Source organism: Streptomonospora litoralis (assembly GCF_004323735.1).
Taxonomy (GTDB): Bacteria; Actinomycetota; Actinomycetes; order Streptosporangiales; family Streptosporangiaceae; genus Streptomonospora; species Streptomonospora litoralis.
The window spans coordinates 4,616,894-4,632,151 of record NZ_CP036455.1; the positions used below are offsets into that span (position 1 = coordinate 4,616,894).

The window sequence follows — 15,258 nt, forward strand, 5'->3', positions numbered from 1 at the left end:
TTCCCCCTGCTGTGTTCGCCGTCAGCGATGTTCTCACCGCCCCGGTTCCCGCCGCAGGCCACGGCTAGGCCAGCCCGAGCACCCGCCGGAGTCCTCTGTCGACGTCGTCCATGATGTCTTGGGGAAGCACCCCCACCGGCCCCGACAGTTCGTCCTTGCCCACCGTCGCCACGGCGGTGACGTTGACGACCGAGTCCTTGGGCAAGCAACCGGCGACCGAGGGGACGAAGACGTTACCCGGCATCGCGGCGAGTCTCGTGTTGGACGTGAGCACGACGACCAAGGCCGTAGCGAGCCCACTGGCATTGAACGCCTCGGACTGGACGACCAGCACCGGCCGTTCTTTTCCTGGACGACTCCCTACCGGACCCCCCAAGTCGACCCAATAGATCCCGCCACGGCGAATCACCACTCACCCGACGCATCGAGAATGCTGCGACGCCCCGCGGCGGCCGCAGCAGCGTTGGAATCGTCCTCACCGGAGAGGGCGATGGCTTCGTCGATTCGACGCGACAACTCCGCGCTGTCCAACTCGTCCAAGTAGGATTGCGCGGCGCGGGAAAAGAATTCGGACCTACTCACATGCAGGTCGGCAGCACGCTGTTCCACGCGCTCGAAGATCTCATCTGGAATCGATATCGCGGTCTTCATACATTTAGTATAACTCAGTATAACCCATGGACCAAGCGCTTGAACCTCGTCCCGCGCCCCAACCCTCGCCCTTCACCTCACCAACCCCGCCCGGTAGGCGATCACCACCAGTTGGGCGCGGTCGCGGGCGTGGAGTTTGACCATCGAACGGCTGACGTGGGTGCGGGCCGTGGCCGGGGAGACGACGAGGCGTTCGGCGATCTCGGCGTTGGACAGGCCCTCGCCGACCAGGGCCAGGACCTCGCGCTCGCGTTCGGTCAACTCGCCCAGGTCCGGACGCGGCGAGCCGGACGGCGCGCGGGAGGCGAACGAGGCGATGACGCTGCGGGTGACCGAGGGCGACAGCAGCGACTCCCCCGCCGCGGCGAGCCGGATCGCGCGCAGCAGCTCGCCGGGGTCGCTGTCCTTGATGAGAAACCCGGCGGCGCCGGCGCGCAGCGCATCGAAGACGTACTCGTCCAGCTCGAAGGTGGTCAGCACCACGACGCGGGTGCCCGCCAGCCGGTCGTCGGCGGCGATCTCGCGCAGCGCGGCGATGCCGTCCATGCCGGGCATGCGCACGTCCATCAGGATGACGTCGGGGCGCTCGCGGCGCACCGTATGGACGGCCTCGCGCCCGTCGGCGGCCTCGCCCGCCGGCTCCATGTCGTCCTCGGCGTCGATCAGCACGCGCAGGCCCATGCGCACCAGCGCCTGGTCGTCGGCCAGCGCCACCCGGATCGTGCTCACCGCTCCCCCACCGGCAGCTCGGCGCGCACCCGGAATCCGCCCTCGGCGCGCGAGCCCGCCGCGAGCCGCCCGCCCACGGCGCGGGCACGTTCGCGCATACCTGCGATCCCGCTGCCCTCCCGGTGGTCCGCGCCGGGGCGGGCCGGGCCGTCGTCGGTCACTTCCACGATGAGCTCCTCGGGCTGGTAGGCGATGACGACGGTGGCACCCGCGCCGCCGCCGTGCCGGACCGCGTTGGTCAGCGCCTCCTGGACGATCCGGTAGGCGGCGTGGTCGACCGCCGCCGGCAGCGCGGCCGGCTCCCCCTCGATGCGCACGGCGACCTTGCGGTCCGAGGAGTCGATACCCGCTGTGAGCTCGTCGAGACGGTCGAGGCCGGGCGCGGGCTCCCGCGAAGATGCGTCCGCCTGGGCGCCGTCGGCCGCGTGCGTCCCGGCCGGAGCGGGGTCGCCGCCGCCGTCGGGACTGCGGAAGACGGCCAGGGTGCCGCGCAGCTCCTCCAGCGCGTCCTTGCTGGTCTGGCGGATGGCCTGCAGCGCCGGCTCGGCCTGTTCCGGCCGCTTGCCGAGCACGTGCAGGGCGACCCCGGCCTGCATGTTGATCACCGAGAGGCTGTGGCCGACGACGTCGTGCACCTCGCGGGCGATGCGCAGCCGCTCCTCGTAGGCCGAACGGCGCAGCTCCTGCTCGCGTTCGCGGCGCGCGTTCTCCCGCCGGGAACGCACGATGACGCCCACCGCCGCAGGGGTGATCAGCACCGACAGGGTCGCGACGTACCCTGCGGCGGTCTCGGGATCCCCCAGCCCGAAGTAGGGGCGGTCGGCGTTGGCGGCCAGGAAAACCGGAACCGCGAGCGCCGTCCAGCCCAGCCACTTCCGCAGGGGCAGGGCCGATGCCAGCGTGTAGGTGAGCACCATGGGGCCGAGCCCGATCATGCCGCTCTGCGGAACCGTGAGCAGGAAGACGGCGACCGCCCCCAGCGCGCTCGCGAACGCCGCGCGAGGGTAGAAGCGCCGCAGGGCGACCGCCGCGGCGATCACGGCGATGCACGCATAGCCCAGCGGCGACAGGAGCGTGATCTCGGGTCCGCCGGCCGCCCACGGCGGCTCCCCTGGTCCGGGGCCGCCGGGCTGCCCCGCCGACCAACCGCCGCGGGTGTGCGCCGCGCCCAGCGTCAGTACGCCGACGACGAGCGCGACGGGGATGTCCAGGGCGAGGACTCGCGCTGTGCGTTGCTGCCGGCTCACGCGTTCGACACTAGTCCGCGGCGGCGGCCGGCGGCGTCATCGCCGGTGCGTATTCCGCACTGCGGTCGCGGACGCAGAGCGAATCCGCCCGGCGCGTCCGCAGGCGGTGCGGCCGTCGCGCACATGCCGCGGCGGCGGGCGCCGGGACCGCCCGCCGCCGCGGGTACCGGGGCCGGTGCGCGCCCCGGCGGATCCCCGGCACGTCTCGTTCAGTCCTGGGCGGCCTTGCTCGCGACCTTGCCCTTGGCGAAGACCGGGTCGTCCAGGTCGCGGCCGCGGGTCTCGCGGGCGAGTGCCACGGCCACCACCGTCACCACACAGGCCGCGGCGACATAGGCGGAAACGGGGACGGCGCTGCCGAACTGCGCCAGCAGCCAGGTCGCGATGAGCGGCGCCAGGCCGCCGGCGACGATCGAGGCCAGCTGGTAGCCGATGGAGGCGCCGGAGTAGCGCGTCCGCGTGCCGAACAGCTCGGAGAAGAAGGCAGCCTGCGGGCCGTACATGGCCGCGTGCAGTACAAGGCCGACCGCGGCGGCGACCAGCACCATGCCGAACCCGCCGGCGTCGATGATCGGGAAGAAGGCGAACGCCCACAGGCCGGTGCCGATGGCGCCGACGGCGATGATCGGCCGGCGGCCGAAGCGGTCGGAGAGGGCGCCCCAGATCGGAATGACGACCAGCTGCACGGCCGCGGCCACGAGCAGGGCGTTGAGCACGGTGCCGCGATCGAACCCGGACTCCTGGACGGCGTAGACGAGGATGAATGCGGTGATCACGTAGTAAGAGATGTTCTCGGCCAGCCGCACGCCCATCGCGACCAGGATCTCCCGCCAGTGGTGGCGGACCACGTCGATGATGGGGGCGCGCTCGGCGACCTCGTGTTCGGCGCGGTTCTGCGCGGCGCGGGCGGCCGCGGCCTGGAAGACCGGCGACTCCTCGACGGCGAGCCGGACGTAGAGGCCCACCAGCACCAGGATTCCCGACAGCAGGAACGGGATGCGCCAGCCCCATGACTCGAAGGCGGAGTCGGCCATGGTCGCGGCCAGCACCGCGAGGACCGCGGTGGCCAGCAGGTTGCCGCAGGGCACGCCGGCCTGCGGCCAGGACGCCCAGAAGCCGCGGTGCTTGGGGCTGCCGTGCTCGGAGACCAGCAGCACGGCGCCGCCCCACTCGCCGCCGAGCGCGAAGCCCTGGACCAGCCGCAGCGCGATCAGCATCAGGGGCGCGGCCGCGCCGACCGTGGCGTAGCTGGGGAGCAGCCCGATCGCGAAGGTCGCGCCGCCCATCATCAGCAGGCTGATCACCAGCAGTTTCTTGCGGCCGACGCGGTCGCCGAAGTGGCCGAAGACCAGGCCGCCGAGCGGTCGGGCGACGAACCCGATGGCGTAGGTGGCGAAGGCGAGGAGGATGCCGGTCAGGGGGTCGGACTCGGGGAAGAAGACGACCCCGAACACCAGGGCCGCCGCGGAGCCGTAGAGGAAGAAGTCGTACCACTCCACCGTGGTGCCGATGAGGCTGGAGGTCACGACCTTTGCGAACGACCCGCGGGACGCCTCGTCCGGGGCGCCCGAGGGAGACTTCGACAGAGACATGAGATCGTCTTCCGCTCGAAAGGGAGATTGCGCTTTCGCAGCGTAGGAGCGGGCTTGTGAGCTGAACCATATACGGCGGGCACCGACGCCGGTGCCGTGGTGTGTGGCGGGGGCACACATGCGCCGCGGGCGTGTGCGGACCGCTGCGGCGGGGCCGCGGAACACGGCTGTGGGGGCACGCCGGTGGCGCGCCCCCGCAGCAGGGCGGGGATGGGCGGTGCCGGGTCAGGTCAGCAGCCGGAGACCTCCTCCCAGTGGCCGGGCTCGGTCTCACGCACGGAGCTGGTCACGCCCAGGCTCCACAGGCCGAGGTCGTCTCCGCCGCCGACCGTGTAGGCGCGGCCCATGCGGTGCTCCGCCCGTCCGGCGGCGACATGGGCGTAGTTGCTCGCGGTCACGCACTCGCCCGGCTCCGGCGTGGGGTCGGGACTGGGTGTCGGCTCGGGCGTGGGGGTGGGATCGGGTGTCGGGTCGGGATCGGGGCCGGTGTCCGATCCGACGCCCAGGAAGTCGGCCGTGTACTGCGCCGAGCAGAGAGTGTCCAGGAAGTAGGCTCCCGCGCTGCCGCACCCGGCCGAGGGGTCGACGGGTGTTCCGTGGCCCATGCCCGAGACGGTGTTCAGCGCCACCACCGGCTCCCCGCCGGCGTCGTGGAACTCCGTGGTCGTGCCCGAGGGCCGCTGCTCGGTGCGGTTGGGACCGGTGGAGGCGCCGTGCACGTTCACCCACTGGTCGCGGGAGGCCTCGGCGTTGACGGGCCGCACCGTGTAGTCGGCCGAACCGTGCCAGATCTCCACGCGCGGCCACGGCCCGCTGTAGCCGGGGTTCTTCGCGCGGACCTCGTCACCCCACTGTTCGGCGCTCTGCTGCTTGCCGGAGTTCATGCAGGTGGTGGCCTCCAGCAGGCTGCCGGCGCAGCCGGTGGGCAGGCCGCCGACGATGCTGCCGCCGGCGAAGACCTCCGGGTAGGCCGAGAGCATCTCCGAGGCCATCGCGCCGCCCGCGGAGAGCCCTGAGACGTAGACGCCGCCGGTGGCGCCGTACTGTGCGGCCGCGTAGTCGATCATCTGCCGGATCGAGGCGGCCTCTCCGGATCCGCGGGCGGTGTCGCCGGGCTGGAACCAGTTGAAGCAGGAGTTCATGTTGTTGCCGCTGCGCTGCTGGGCGTAGACGAGTACGGCCCCGCGCTCGTCGGCGACCCCGTCCCAGCCGGAGTTGCCGTGGTAGCCGGTGGCGTTCTGCGTGCAGCCGTGCAGCAGCACGACCAGCGGCGCGCCCGAGCCGGCACTGTCGGGGACGTAGGCGTACATGTCCAGGGCACCGGGATTGGCGCCGAATGAGGAGACCCGCTGCAGCGTCGCGGCCTCGGCGCGCGCGGTGTCCAGCGTGACCAGGCCGACCGCCGCGGCCAGTACGGCGAGCAGCGCGGCGAGGGCGGGCAGTGGAGAGGAGCGGAGTGGGGATGCGAAGGGGATGCGGTAGGAGAGCGGGCGGGGCACGGCGTGCCTCCTTTTCCGGTTTGTGATGAGCATCACGAATGCTAGAAGCGCTGTGACGCCGCTTACATGTGCTCGACCACCCGTTCCCCGCCTCGCTGTGTGGGGGGCGCGCACAGCGGTCACCGGGTTATGGTTTCCTCCTACATATCCACGGCTGTCCGTGTGGGTTCCGCGGCTATCCGCTGACGGGGAGGGGAATCCTAGATTGTGCCCATGACGACCCGCGAATCCCCCCGGCCGGCACCCCCCGCGCCCGCGACCACCAGTACCTCCGGCACCGGCACCGCGCCGGTGCCGCCGGACGCCGCTGCTGCCGCGGCCGCGGCAGCAGCACCCGACCTGCGCGGCCGCACCGCCGTCGTCACCGGCGCGGCCGGGGGGATCGGCCGGGCGTGCGCCCAGCGGCTGCGCACCGCGGGAGCGGAGGTCCTGCTGGTCGACCGCGACGCCGACGCCGTCAAGGCGCTGGAGGACGCCGGCGCCGGCACCGCCGCCCCGGTCGACCTCACCGACCTGGATGCGGCGGCCGAGATCGCGCGCGGCGCAGACATCCTCGTGAACAACGCCGGCGTGCAGACCGTCGCGCCGATAGAGGAGTTCCCGCCGGAGCGCTTCTCCCTCATCCTGCGATTGATGCTGGAGGCGCCGTTCCGCCTGGTGCAGGCGGCGCTGCCGCACATGTACGCCCACGGCTGGGGGCGGATCGTCAACATCTCCTCGGTGCACGGGCTGCGTGCCTCCGCCTACAAGGCGGCCTACGTCTCGGCCAAGCACGGCCTGGAGGGCTTCTCCAAGGTCGCCGCGGTCGAGGGCGCCCCCCACGGGGTGACGTCCAACTGCATCAATCCCGGCTACGTGCGCACTCCCCTGGTCGAGCGGCAGATCGCCGAGCAGGCTCGTGCGCACGGCATTCCCGAAGAAGAGGTGGTCGAGTCGGTGCTGCTGGCCCGCACCCCGCTCAAGCGGCTGATCGAGCCGAGCGAGGTGGCGGCCATGGCGGTCTTCCTGTGCGGCCCCGAGTCCGCCTTCGTCAACGGGGCGTCTCTGGTGATCGACGGAGCATGGAGCGCGAGCTGAGCGAGGACACCCAGGCGAACGGCGGCGGGAGCGGCGCACAGGTGCAGTTCCTGCGGCTGCTGCTGCGCGACGCCCCGGCCGTGGAGTACGAGCGGCCGCTGGTGCAGGCGCGGGCCGAAGGCGCCGGCGCCCAGGAGCTGGCCGATCTGGAGGAGGCCAAGGTGCTCGCGCTGCGGGTGCGCACCGTCCTCTCCGACCGGCGGCGGCGCGAGTCGGAGCTGAGCGCCCTGTTCGAGACCGCCAACGACCTCGCGGGCATGCGCGACCTCGACCAGGTGCTGCGCGCGATCGTCGACCGCGCCCGAAACCTGCTGGGCACCGACACCGCCTACCTCACGCTGCGCGATACGGCGGTGGAGGAGGGCGACACGGTCATGCGGGTCACCGCCGGCTCGGTGTCGGCGGAGTTCCAGCAGTTGCGGCTGGGGCCGGGCGAGGGCCTGGGCGGGCTGGTCGCCGAAACCGCGCTGCCCTACGTCACCGCCAACTACTTCACCGATACCCGTTTCCAGCACACCGACAGCATCGACGCCGGGGTGCTCGACGAGGGCCTGGTTGCGATTCTGGGCGTACCGCTGCAGCTCAACGGCCGGGTGATCGGGGTGCTGTTCGCGGCCAACCGCCGCGAGCGCCCCTTCTCCCACGCCGAGGTCGCGCTACTGGGGTCGCTGGCCACCCACGCCTCCATCGCCATCGACAGCGCCAACCTGCTGGACGGCACGCGCGCGGCGCTGGAGGAGCTGAACGAGGTCAACCAGCGGCTGACCAGCCACAGCGGGGCCGTCGAGCGGGCCGCCGAGGCGCACGACCGGCTCACCGACCTGGTCCTGCGCGGCGGCGGGGTGGAGGAGGTCGAGGCCGCCGTCAGCGCGGTGCTGGGCGGCGCGGTCACCGTCTACGACTCCTCGGTGCACGCCGACCGGCTGGCCGCACCCGAGCTGGCCGAGGCGGTGGGCTCGTCGCAGTCCAACGGGCGCGCGGTACCCACCGGCAACGGCTGGGCCGCGGCGGCGATGGCCGGCGGCGAGCCGCTGGGCGCCGTGGTGTTGGAGGGTGTCGATCTGGACGCCGCCGACCAGCGGATTCTGGAGCGCGCGGCCATGGTGATCGCGCTGCTGCTGGTGATGCGCCGCTCGGCCAGCGAGGCCGAGAACCGGGTGCGCGGCGACCTGCTGGACGCGGTGCTGGACGCCCCCGAGCGCGACCCCGACACGCTGCGCCGCCGCGCCGAGCGGCTGGGCGCCGACCTGGACGCCGAGCACGTCGTCGTGGTGGCCGAGGCGCCCGGTGCGCACCCGGGCCGACTGCGCTCGGCGGCGATGCACCTGGCCGAGACCTCCGGCGGGCTGGCCGGCTCCCGCGCGGGCACCACGGTGCTGGTGCTGCCCGGCCCGCGCCCCGCGGAAGTCGGCCGCAAGGCCGTGGACACGCTGGCCGCGGCGGTCAACACCGAGGTCACCGGCGGCGCCTCCGGCCCGACCGCCGGCCTGGCCGGCTACTCCGCCCGCTTCACCGAGGCGCGGCGCTGCCTGCGCACACTCGTGGCGCTCGGCCGCTCGGGCGAGGTTGCCGCGCCCCAAGACCTGGGCTTTTTGGGCCTGCTGCTGGGCGGCGACCGCGACGTGGCCGGTTTCGTGGACTCGGTACTGGGACCGCTGATCGACTACGACCGCCGCCGCGAAACCGCGCTGGTGGATACCCTGCGCGCCTACTTCGCCAGCGGCGGCAGCATGTCCAAAGCCAAGGACGACCTGCACGTGCACGTGAACACCGTCGCCCAGCGGCTGGAGCGCGTCGGCCGGCTGATCGGCGCCGACTGGCAGGAGCCCGCCCGCGCCTTGGAGATCCAGCTCGCGCTGCGCCTGCACAACCTGCTGGAAGGCGGCCTGTCGGATCCCGGACAGCCGGGCGGGTGAAGAGCGGTCCCGCTAGCGCGGTGGCGCGCGCGACGGCGGCTCGGGTCTGCTGGGCGGCCTTGCCGGCCTGCCGGGCGGCGGGTGGCCTGCTGGAAAGGCGGGCACCGAGGACAGCGCCGGGTCCGGGCCGCGGTCGACGGGCGCGGCTTCTCCCGTCTATCGTGAACTCATGGTCGCCGGAAAGCGCATTCCGTGACCATAAGTTCACGATAGAGGCCGAATGAACGGGCATACCGGACATACCGGCGCAGGTCCCGGCCATCCGCCTCCGTCGCCGGCCCTTCCGCCCCTCCCGCCCCTTCCGCCCGTCGAATGTGCCGGGCGGTTCAGGCCCCGGCCGACTGCCGCTGGAGGTCTCGGACGCGCTCGGCCACCAGCCGGGCCGACTCCGGGTCGAACAGCAGGCTGTAGTGGTTGGTGCCCGGCACCTCCTCGGTGGGTACGCCCGCCTCGGCGAGCGACGTCAGCGTCTCGGGGGTGTAGAGGCCGGGCTCCTCGTCGAGTAGGCCGCGCCGCGCCCACAGCAGGCGCGTCGGGCAGGGCAGCCGGTGCACCGCGCCCAGCACCTCCGCATCCGCCAGCACCTGCGCGCCGTCGGTGCGCACGGCCTCCTCCACACACGGCGAGTGCATGTGGGGCTCGGCGCCGACGAGGTCGCGCTGGATGTAGGCGTCCACCACCTCCGGCAGCTCGCCGCCGAAGGCCGGGTGCCGCCGCCAGAAGCCGCGGTAGGCGTCGCGGTCGGCGAACTCCATGCGCAGCCGCGCCATGGCCGGGCCGATGACCGCCTCGATGTCGGTTCCCGGAGGTGCGGCCAGTCCGTAGCCGCCGTCGACGAGCAGGGCGGCGGCGAACCGGTCGGGGCGGCGTACCGCGGCCAGGCACGAGACGAACGCGCCCATGGAATGCCCGGCGAGCACGGCGCGCTCGACGCCCAGGTGGTCGAGCACGGCCACCAGGTCGTCGACGTGCGCGCCGAGACCGTAGGGGCCGGGCAGGTGCCCGCTGGCGCCGCGCCCGCGCAGGTCGGGCGCGACGACGGCGGTGTGCGGCGCCAGGTGGGCGGCCACGGCGCCGAAGGACAGGCCGTTGGCGGTGATGCCGTGCACTGCCAGCACCGGCGGCGTGCCGGAGGCGCCCGTTGCGGCGCCCGCGCCGTCGCCGCCTGCAGCGGGCCAGCGCAGGGCGGCCAGGTCTCCCCCGGACACGGGGATGCGCAGTTCCTCGGGGGTGGGGCTCTGCACTGCGACAGCTCCTTCCGGTCGCCGAATCCCGCCGGTCTCGTAGGTGGCCGGGTTCGGGGACGACGGTGACTACAGGTACCGGGTCAACGCCGCTGCGGGTGCCTACCGCGGCGGCGCCGGGCCAGGGCCGCGCTGACACGGGCGGGCAGGGCAGCCAGGCCGCCGGGGAAGAAGTACACCATCACCACGAACAGCATCCCCAGGATGAACAGCGGTTGCGACAGCGGCGCCCGCAGCACCGCCGGGAGGGACGCGAACCCCTCGGAGGCGGCCACGTCGAGCAGCCGGTGGTCGAGGTAGGTGTAGAGCACCGCACCCAGCATCGGCCCCCAGCGGGTTCCTGCGCCGCCCAAGGCCACCATCACCAGCAGGGTGAGGGTGAACTCGGCGGTGGTCACCACCGGGGTCACGCCGCCGGAGACGACCACGTAGGCCACTCCGCCGAGCGAGGCGAGCCCGCCCGCGACGGTGAACGCGGCCAGCTTGTACGGGTAGGGGTTGACGCCCAGCACCTCGACGCGCTGCTCGTTGGCGCGGATGCCGCGCCAAACGCGCCCGGTGGGTGTGGCGTCCAGCCACCACACGACGCCCGCGGCCACCACCGCGTAGGCGACGGCGAGCCAGTACAGGTTGGCGGTGTTGAACACGCCCACGAACGCGTCGGGCACCAGCCCCATCTCCAGCGGCATCCCCTCCTCGCCGCCGGTGGCCCGGCCCGGGTCGCGGGTGACCAGGATGGAGCCGGCCTGGGCGAACGCGAGGGTGACCATGGCCAGCGCGATCCCGGAGACCCGCAACGAGACCGCGCCCAGCACCAGCGCGAGCAGCGTCCCGCCGGCGACGGCGAGGGGCGCGGCGGCCACCAGCGGCAGCCGCAGCAGCTCCATCAGCAGCGCGGCGAAGTAGGCGCCGGAGGCGAAGTACAGCGCGTGGCCGAAGGACAGCAGCCCGAGGCGCCCGTAGAGCAGGTCGTAGCTGGTGGCCAGCCCGGCGAAGACCAGGCAGGTCGCCAGCAGTTGCAGGGTGGCCGGGCTGTTCAGCGGGCCCTCGAAGACGCCGGGCAGCGGCAGGGTGGAGAAGGGCAGCAGCGCGAGCACCGCGACGACCGCCGCGGGCACCGCCCAGCCGGGCAGGCGGCGCCGTCCCGCGCCCGCCGCTGCGGGGTCGCCGGTATCAGCGCCACCCCCGCCGCCGGCGCGCTCCGGAGCGGGCGCCGTCTCGGCCGCCTGCGCGGCCTCCGCGCCCGAGGCAGCTTCAGTGGTGCTCTGCCGGGTGTCCATGCTCACGCCACCCTTTCCGCGGTCTTCGCGCTCAGTCCGCCCTGGCGGGTCAGCAGCACCGCGGCCAGTACGGCGACGACCGCGATGTCGCCGAGCCCGGCGACGGTGTAGTAGTTGGCGAACTGCTGGATCATCGCGACCGCGACCGAAGCCACGGCGCAGCCGGTGATGGAGGCGGTTCCGCCGATCACGACCACGATGAAGGCGAAGATCAGCAGGGACACGCCCTGTGTGGGGGTCACCACGCCGAAGTACAGCCCGCCCAGCGCACCGGCCAGCGAGGCCGCGGCTCCGCCGATCGCGAAGACCAGCGTGAACGCCTTGCGCACGTCGATGCCCAGGGCGGTGACCATGGCGCGGTCCTCCACCCCGGCCCGCACGATCAGGCCGTAGCGGGTGCGGCGGACGAACAGCAGCAGCCCGACCAGCACCGCCGCGGCCACCGCGATCAGCAGCAGCCGGTCGCGGGGCACCGCGGCGCCCAGTACCGACACCGTGCCCCGCGCGATCTCCGGGCGCGGGAACGTCAGCGGGTCGGCGCCCCAGATGCCCTGGACGAGGGCCGGTACGGCCAAACTGAGCCCGACGGTGACGAGGATCTGCTCCCGGTGGCGGCCGTAGAGCGGGCGGATCACCAGCAGCTCCACGACCAGCGCGGCCGCGGTGCCGACCGCGGTGCCGAAAGCGATCGCGGCCAGGAACCCCCAGCCGCCGCCCGCGGCCCAGGGCAGGTGCGCCGAGGCCCACCAGGTCGCGTAGCCGCCGATGGTCAAGAACGCGCCGTGGGCGAAGTTCAGCACGTCCATCAGGCCGAAGATGAGCGAAAGCCCGGAGGCGATGAGGAAGTAGAGCGCCCCCAGCCCCAGGCCGGTGGCGAGCAGCAGCACGACGGTACTCATCGGTCCTCCCCTTGCGCGGACTCCGCACCCGCCGGGGCGCGGGAGACGCCGAGCAACTCCCTGGTGCGCTCGGCGTCCTCCAGCAGCTCGGCCGCGGCGCCGGTGTGCACGACCCGGCCGGCGTCCAGCACGACCGCCTCGTCGGCGACGCGCCGCACCAGGGCGAGGTTCTGCTCGACCAGCAGCACGGGTACGTCGGCGGCGGCGCGGACCACGGCGTCGGCGACCTCGGCCACCACCCGCGGCGCGAGCCCCTTGGTGGGCTCGTCGACGACCAGCAGCCGGTTCTCGTTCAGCAGGGCCCGACCGATGGCCAGCATCTGCTGCTGGCCGCCGGAGAGGGTGCCGGCGGGTTGGGAGGCGCGCTCGCGCAGCTCGGGGAAGAGTTCGTGGACCAGCTCGTAGCGCGAGGGGCTGCCGGCCCGCTGCGCCAGCCGCAGGTTCTCGGCGACGGTGAGGCCGTTGAATACGCCGCGGTCCTCGGGCACGTAGCCCACTGAGCGGGTGATCTCGTAGGTGGGGCGGTCGGTGATGTCGCGCCCCTCCAGCACGACCTCGCCGGTGCGAGGCACCAGGCCGAGCACCGCCTTGACCGCGGTCGTCTTACCGACGCCGTTGCGGCCCAGCACCGCGGTGACTCCGCTGGCGGGCACGGACAGGTCCACGCCCTGCAGGATGTGGGAGCCCTCGATCCACACGTGCAGCCCGCGCACGCGCAGCAGCGGGCCCGCGGCACCGCGGGCCCCGGGCGCGGCCGGGGCGGTTCCGGGTTTCGGGGTCACAGCGACTCCCCCAGGTAGGCGGCCTGGACCTGCGGGTCGGCCATAGCGGTCTCGGGGTCGGCGAAGGCCAGCAGCGCGCCGTGGTGCATGACGGCCAGCCGGTCGGCCAGCTCCAGCAGCACCTCCATGTGGTGCTCGACCATCAGCACGGTGCACTCGCGCTCGCGCTGCACGGCGCGGATGACGTCGGTCAGCTCGCCGACCTCGCCCGCGCTGACGCCGGCCATGGGCTCGTCCAGCAGAATCAGCTCCGGGTCGCGCGCCAGCAGCAGCGCCAACTCCAGCTTGCGCTTGTCACCGTGGGAGAGCCCGGTCGCCTCGGCGCCGCGCCGGTGGGACAGCCGCACGAGCTCCAATACCTCGGCGGTCTGCGGGCCCGCGGCCGACGAGGCGCGGCGCCAGAAGCGGTGGGACTCGCCGCTGCGCGCCTGCGCGGCCAGGCCCACGTTCTCCTCCGCGGTGAGGTCGCCGAAGACGCTGGAGGTCTGGAAGGTGCGGCCCAGACCGCGTCGGGTGCGCCGGTGGGGCCGCTCCCGGGTGACGTCGGCGCCGCCCAGCAGCACGCGTCCGCGGGTGGGCCGGGTCAGCCCGGAGACCAGGTTGAACAGCGAGGTCTTGCCCGCGCCGTTGGGGCCGATGACCGCGACGAACTCGCCGTCGCGCGCGGCCAGGGTGACGCCGTCGACGATGACGGCGCCGCCGACGGACCAGGACAGGTCCTCCAGCGCCAGTGCGGGAGCGGGCGCCGCCTCGGGTGCGGCGCCCGCCGGTGTGGGTGCGGTGGGCATCCGGCTACCCGCCCACCGGGGGTGCGACGTCCTCGGCCGGAACGGTGGCGACCAGTTCGGGCTCGGCAGTGTCGCCGGAACCGGTGAGCCGCGCCTGGTACATCGGCTGCAGCAGGGCGTGGTCCTCGGCGCGCACGGTCAGCTCGCCCTTGACGCCGTCGAAGGTCCAGCCCTCCAGCGCGGAGATGTGCTTCTGCACGTCGTCGCCGGCGGCTGCGGCGCGGACCACCATCTGGGCCGCGGTGAACCCGTCGGGGGTGAAGAGGTCGACGGTTCCGCCGGCCTCCTCGACGCGGGTGCGCATCGCCTCGGAGACCTCGGTGTCGGCCGCGCCCTCGAAATAGTGCGACAGGAAGTCGATCTTGCCCGTGCTCTTGCCGAACACCGGGTAGGACGCCTTGATGTCGAGGCCGGTGACCACGTCGGTGGAGTCGAGCACACCCTGCTGGTCCAGCGCCTTCCACATCGCCGAGGCGGTCTCGCCCGCCCAGGCCACGAACAGCAGGTCGGGTTCGGCCTGTTTGGCCTGCTGGGCGAACGGGGTCAGGTCGGTGGAGTCCGGCGGCGCGAGGATGGAGTCGACCTTCGCGCCCTGCTCCTCCAGCACCGCGGTCACGGCGTCGACGTTGTCCTGGCCGAAGGCGTTCTGCTGGGCGAAAACGGTGACGTCGGCGCCCCGGGGGTCCTCCATGAACGTCGCGGCCGTGCGGATGTCCTGGTGGGTCTGCCGGCCCGAGCGGAACGTGTAGTCGTTCATGCCGGTGATGGCGTCGGTGGCGGCGGCGCCGGAGACGAACAGCACCTCGTTCTGCTTGGCGACCGGGGCCACCTGTACGGCGACCCCCGAGGAGGTGGACCCGGCCAGGATGGTGTGGCCGTCGCCGATCAGCTCGCGGGCGGCGGAGACCGCCGTCGCGGGGTCGCCGGCGTCGTCCATCTCGGTCACCTCGACGGGGCGGCCGTCGATCTCCATGGTGCCGTCGGTGGCGTAGTCCAGGCCGGCCTCGAAGCCTTCGTAGTACTGCTTGCCGTAGGTGGCCAGCGGTCCCGACGCGGAGTAGACGACGCCGACCTTGATCGGGCCGTCCTCTGGGCCGCCCGCGGCGGTGGAGGCGGGCGAGCCGCAGGAGCTCAGCAGCAGGGCGCCGGTGCACAGCGCGGCGGCGGCAAGGCCCCCTCGGGGGAATCGTCGCATGGGCTCTCCAAGGGGATGTTCGGGCCGGGCGGGGCCGCGTGGCGCTCCGCCCGGGCCGTGGGGGTGGATGTCACGAACTTAGAACCGCAGTGACTCGTTTCACATGTAGGTAGCGCACACATCTACCACCGGGTTCATGTGCGCGCCATCCCTGCGCCGCGCCGACGGGAAGTACAAGTTCATCGGCAGAGCCGCGCCGAATCCGCCCGGACCCTCGCCGAGCGCGTGGTTTTCGTCGGAGAACGGCCCGCATCCGGTGATCTTCGCGCGTTGGACGGCCGCAGCCGCCGCCCCGAAGAGCGGGCGGCGAACCGGATCGGCGCCCCGAAACGCCAGCGCGACGATACGGCAGGCGCACC

Annotated in this window: 14 protein-coding genes; 2 read left to right on the top strand and 12 right to left on the bottom strand. The window is 73.1% G+C overall.

The genetic code is table 11. The annotated features are described in order from the left end of the window. Window positions 1-64: 64 nt before the first annotated feature. The 6 genes from EKD16_RS19370 to EKD16_RS19395 all read right to left on the bottom strand — a co-directional run bounded on the left by EKD16_RS19370 (window position 65) and on the right by EKD16_RS19395 (window position 5,718). Window positions 65-412 carry a type II toxin-antitoxin system PemK/MazF family toxin gene (locus EKD16_RS19370; RefSeq protein WP_131099894.1) on the bottom strand — a complete coding sequence of 116 codons (348 nt, stop codon included), beginning with the start codon at window positions 410-412 and terminating at the stop codon, window positions 65-67. Further along, window positions 406-651 carry a ribbon-helix-helix protein, CopG family gene (locus EKD16_RS19375; RefSeq protein ID WP_131099898.1) on the bottom strand — a complete coding sequence of 82 codons (246 nt, stop codon included), beginning with the start codon at window positions 649-651 and terminating at the stop codon, window positions 406-408. Before EKD16_RS19375 ends, EKD16_RS19370 begins: the two co-directional genes overlap by 7 nt. 72 nt (window positions 652-723) lie before the next feature. After that, entirely contained in the window at window positions 724-1,380 is a 657-nt protein-coding gene (locus EKD16_RS19380) for a response regulator (protein ID WP_131099901.1), read from the bottom strand. Continuing rightward, window positions 1,377-2,627: a sensor histidine kinase gene (locus EKD16_RS19385; RefSeq protein WP_242677067.1), complete on the bottom strand. Its 1,251-nt coding sequence runs from the start codon at window positions 2,625-2,627 to the stop codon at window positions 1,377-1,379. Before EKD16_RS19385 ends, EKD16_RS19380 begins: the two co-directional genes overlap by 4 nt. A gap of 209 nt (window positions 2,628-2,836) precedes the next feature. Continuing rightward, window positions 2,837-4,219: an MFS transporter gene (locus EKD16_RS19390; protein ID WP_131099904.1), complete on the bottom strand. Its 1,383-nt coding sequence runs from the start codon at window positions 4,217-4,219 to the stop codon at window positions 2,837-2,839. A gap of 230 nt (window positions 4,220-4,449) precedes the next feature. Then, on the bottom strand, window positions 4,450-5,718 hold the full coding sequence (locus EKD16_RS19395; RefSeq protein ID WP_341351850.1) for an extracellular catalytic domain type 1 short-chain-length polyhydroxyalkanoate depolymerase: 1,269 nt from the start codon (window positions 5,716-5,718) through the stop codon (window positions 4,450-4,452). 213 nt (window positions 5,719-5,931) lie between these two features. Here EKD16_RS19395 and EKD16_RS19400 point away from each other — a divergent pair, with 213 nt between their 5' ends. Both EKD16_RS19400 and EKD16_RS19405 read left to right on the top strand, forming a co-directional pair. Then, the gene (locus tag EKD16_RS19400; protein WP_131099911.1) at window positions 5,932-6,795 is read left to right on the top strand and encodes a 3-hydroxybutyrate dehydrogenase; all 864 of its coding nucleotides are present in this window, start codon (window positions 5,932-5,934) and stop codon (window positions 6,793-6,795) included. After that, window positions 6,780-8,711, top strand: coding sequence for a helix-turn-helix domain-containing protein (locus tag EKD16_RS19405; RefSeq protein WP_131099913.1), 1,932 nt, complete (start codon window positions 6,780-6,782; stop codon window positions 8,709-8,711). The genes EKD16_RS19400 and EKD16_RS19405 overlap by 16 nt, the downstream gene beginning before the upstream one ends. A 326-nt stretch (window positions 8,712-9,037) precedes the next feature. Here EKD16_RS19405 and EKD16_RS19410 read toward each other — a convergent pair whose 3' ends face one another. The 6 genes from EKD16_RS19410 to EKD16_RS19435 form a co-directional block, all read right to left on the bottom strand. After that, complete coding sequence (locus EKD16_RS19410) at window positions 9,038-9,955, bottom strand: alpha/beta fold hydrolase (RefSeq protein WP_207391353.1); 918 nt, start codon at window positions 9,953-9,955, stop codon at window positions 9,038-9,040. A gap of 83 nt (window positions 9,956-10,038) precedes the next feature. Beyond that, entirely contained in the window at window positions 10,039-11,235 is a 1,197-nt protein-coding gene (locus EKD16_RS19415) for a branched-chain amino acid ABC transporter permease (RefSeq protein WP_131099916.1), read from the bottom strand. A gap of 2 nt (window positions 11,236-11,237) precedes the next feature. Next, window positions 11,238-12,134 carry a branched-chain amino acid ABC transporter permease gene (locus tag EKD16_RS19420; protein ID WP_131099919.1) on the bottom strand — a complete coding sequence of 299 codons (897 nt, stop codon included), beginning with the start codon at window positions 12,132-12,134 and terminating at the stop codon, window positions 11,238-11,240. After that, a complete protein-coding gene (locus tag EKD16_RS19425; RefSeq protein WP_131099922.1) occupies window positions 12,131-12,916 on the bottom strand; it encodes an ABC transporter ATP-binding protein in 786 nt (261 codons plus the stop codon). The genes EKD16_RS19420 and EKD16_RS19425 overlap by 4 nt, the downstream gene beginning before the upstream one ends. Next, window positions 12,913-13,704 carry an ABC transporter ATP-binding protein gene (locus tag EKD16_RS19430; protein WP_131099925.1) on the bottom strand — a complete coding sequence of 264 codons (792 nt, stop codon included), beginning with the start codon at window positions 13,702-13,704 and terminating at the stop codon, window positions 12,913-12,915. Before EKD16_RS19430 ends, EKD16_RS19425 begins: the two co-directional genes overlap by 4 nt. A gap of 4 nt (window positions 13,705-13,708) precedes the next feature. Further along, on the bottom strand, window positions 13,709-14,899 hold the full coding sequence (locus EKD16_RS19435) for a substrate-binding domain-containing protein (protein ID WP_131099928.1): 1,191 nt from the start codon (window positions 14,897-14,899) through the stop codon (window positions 13,709-13,711). Window positions 14,900-15,258: the final 359 nt, after the last annotated feature.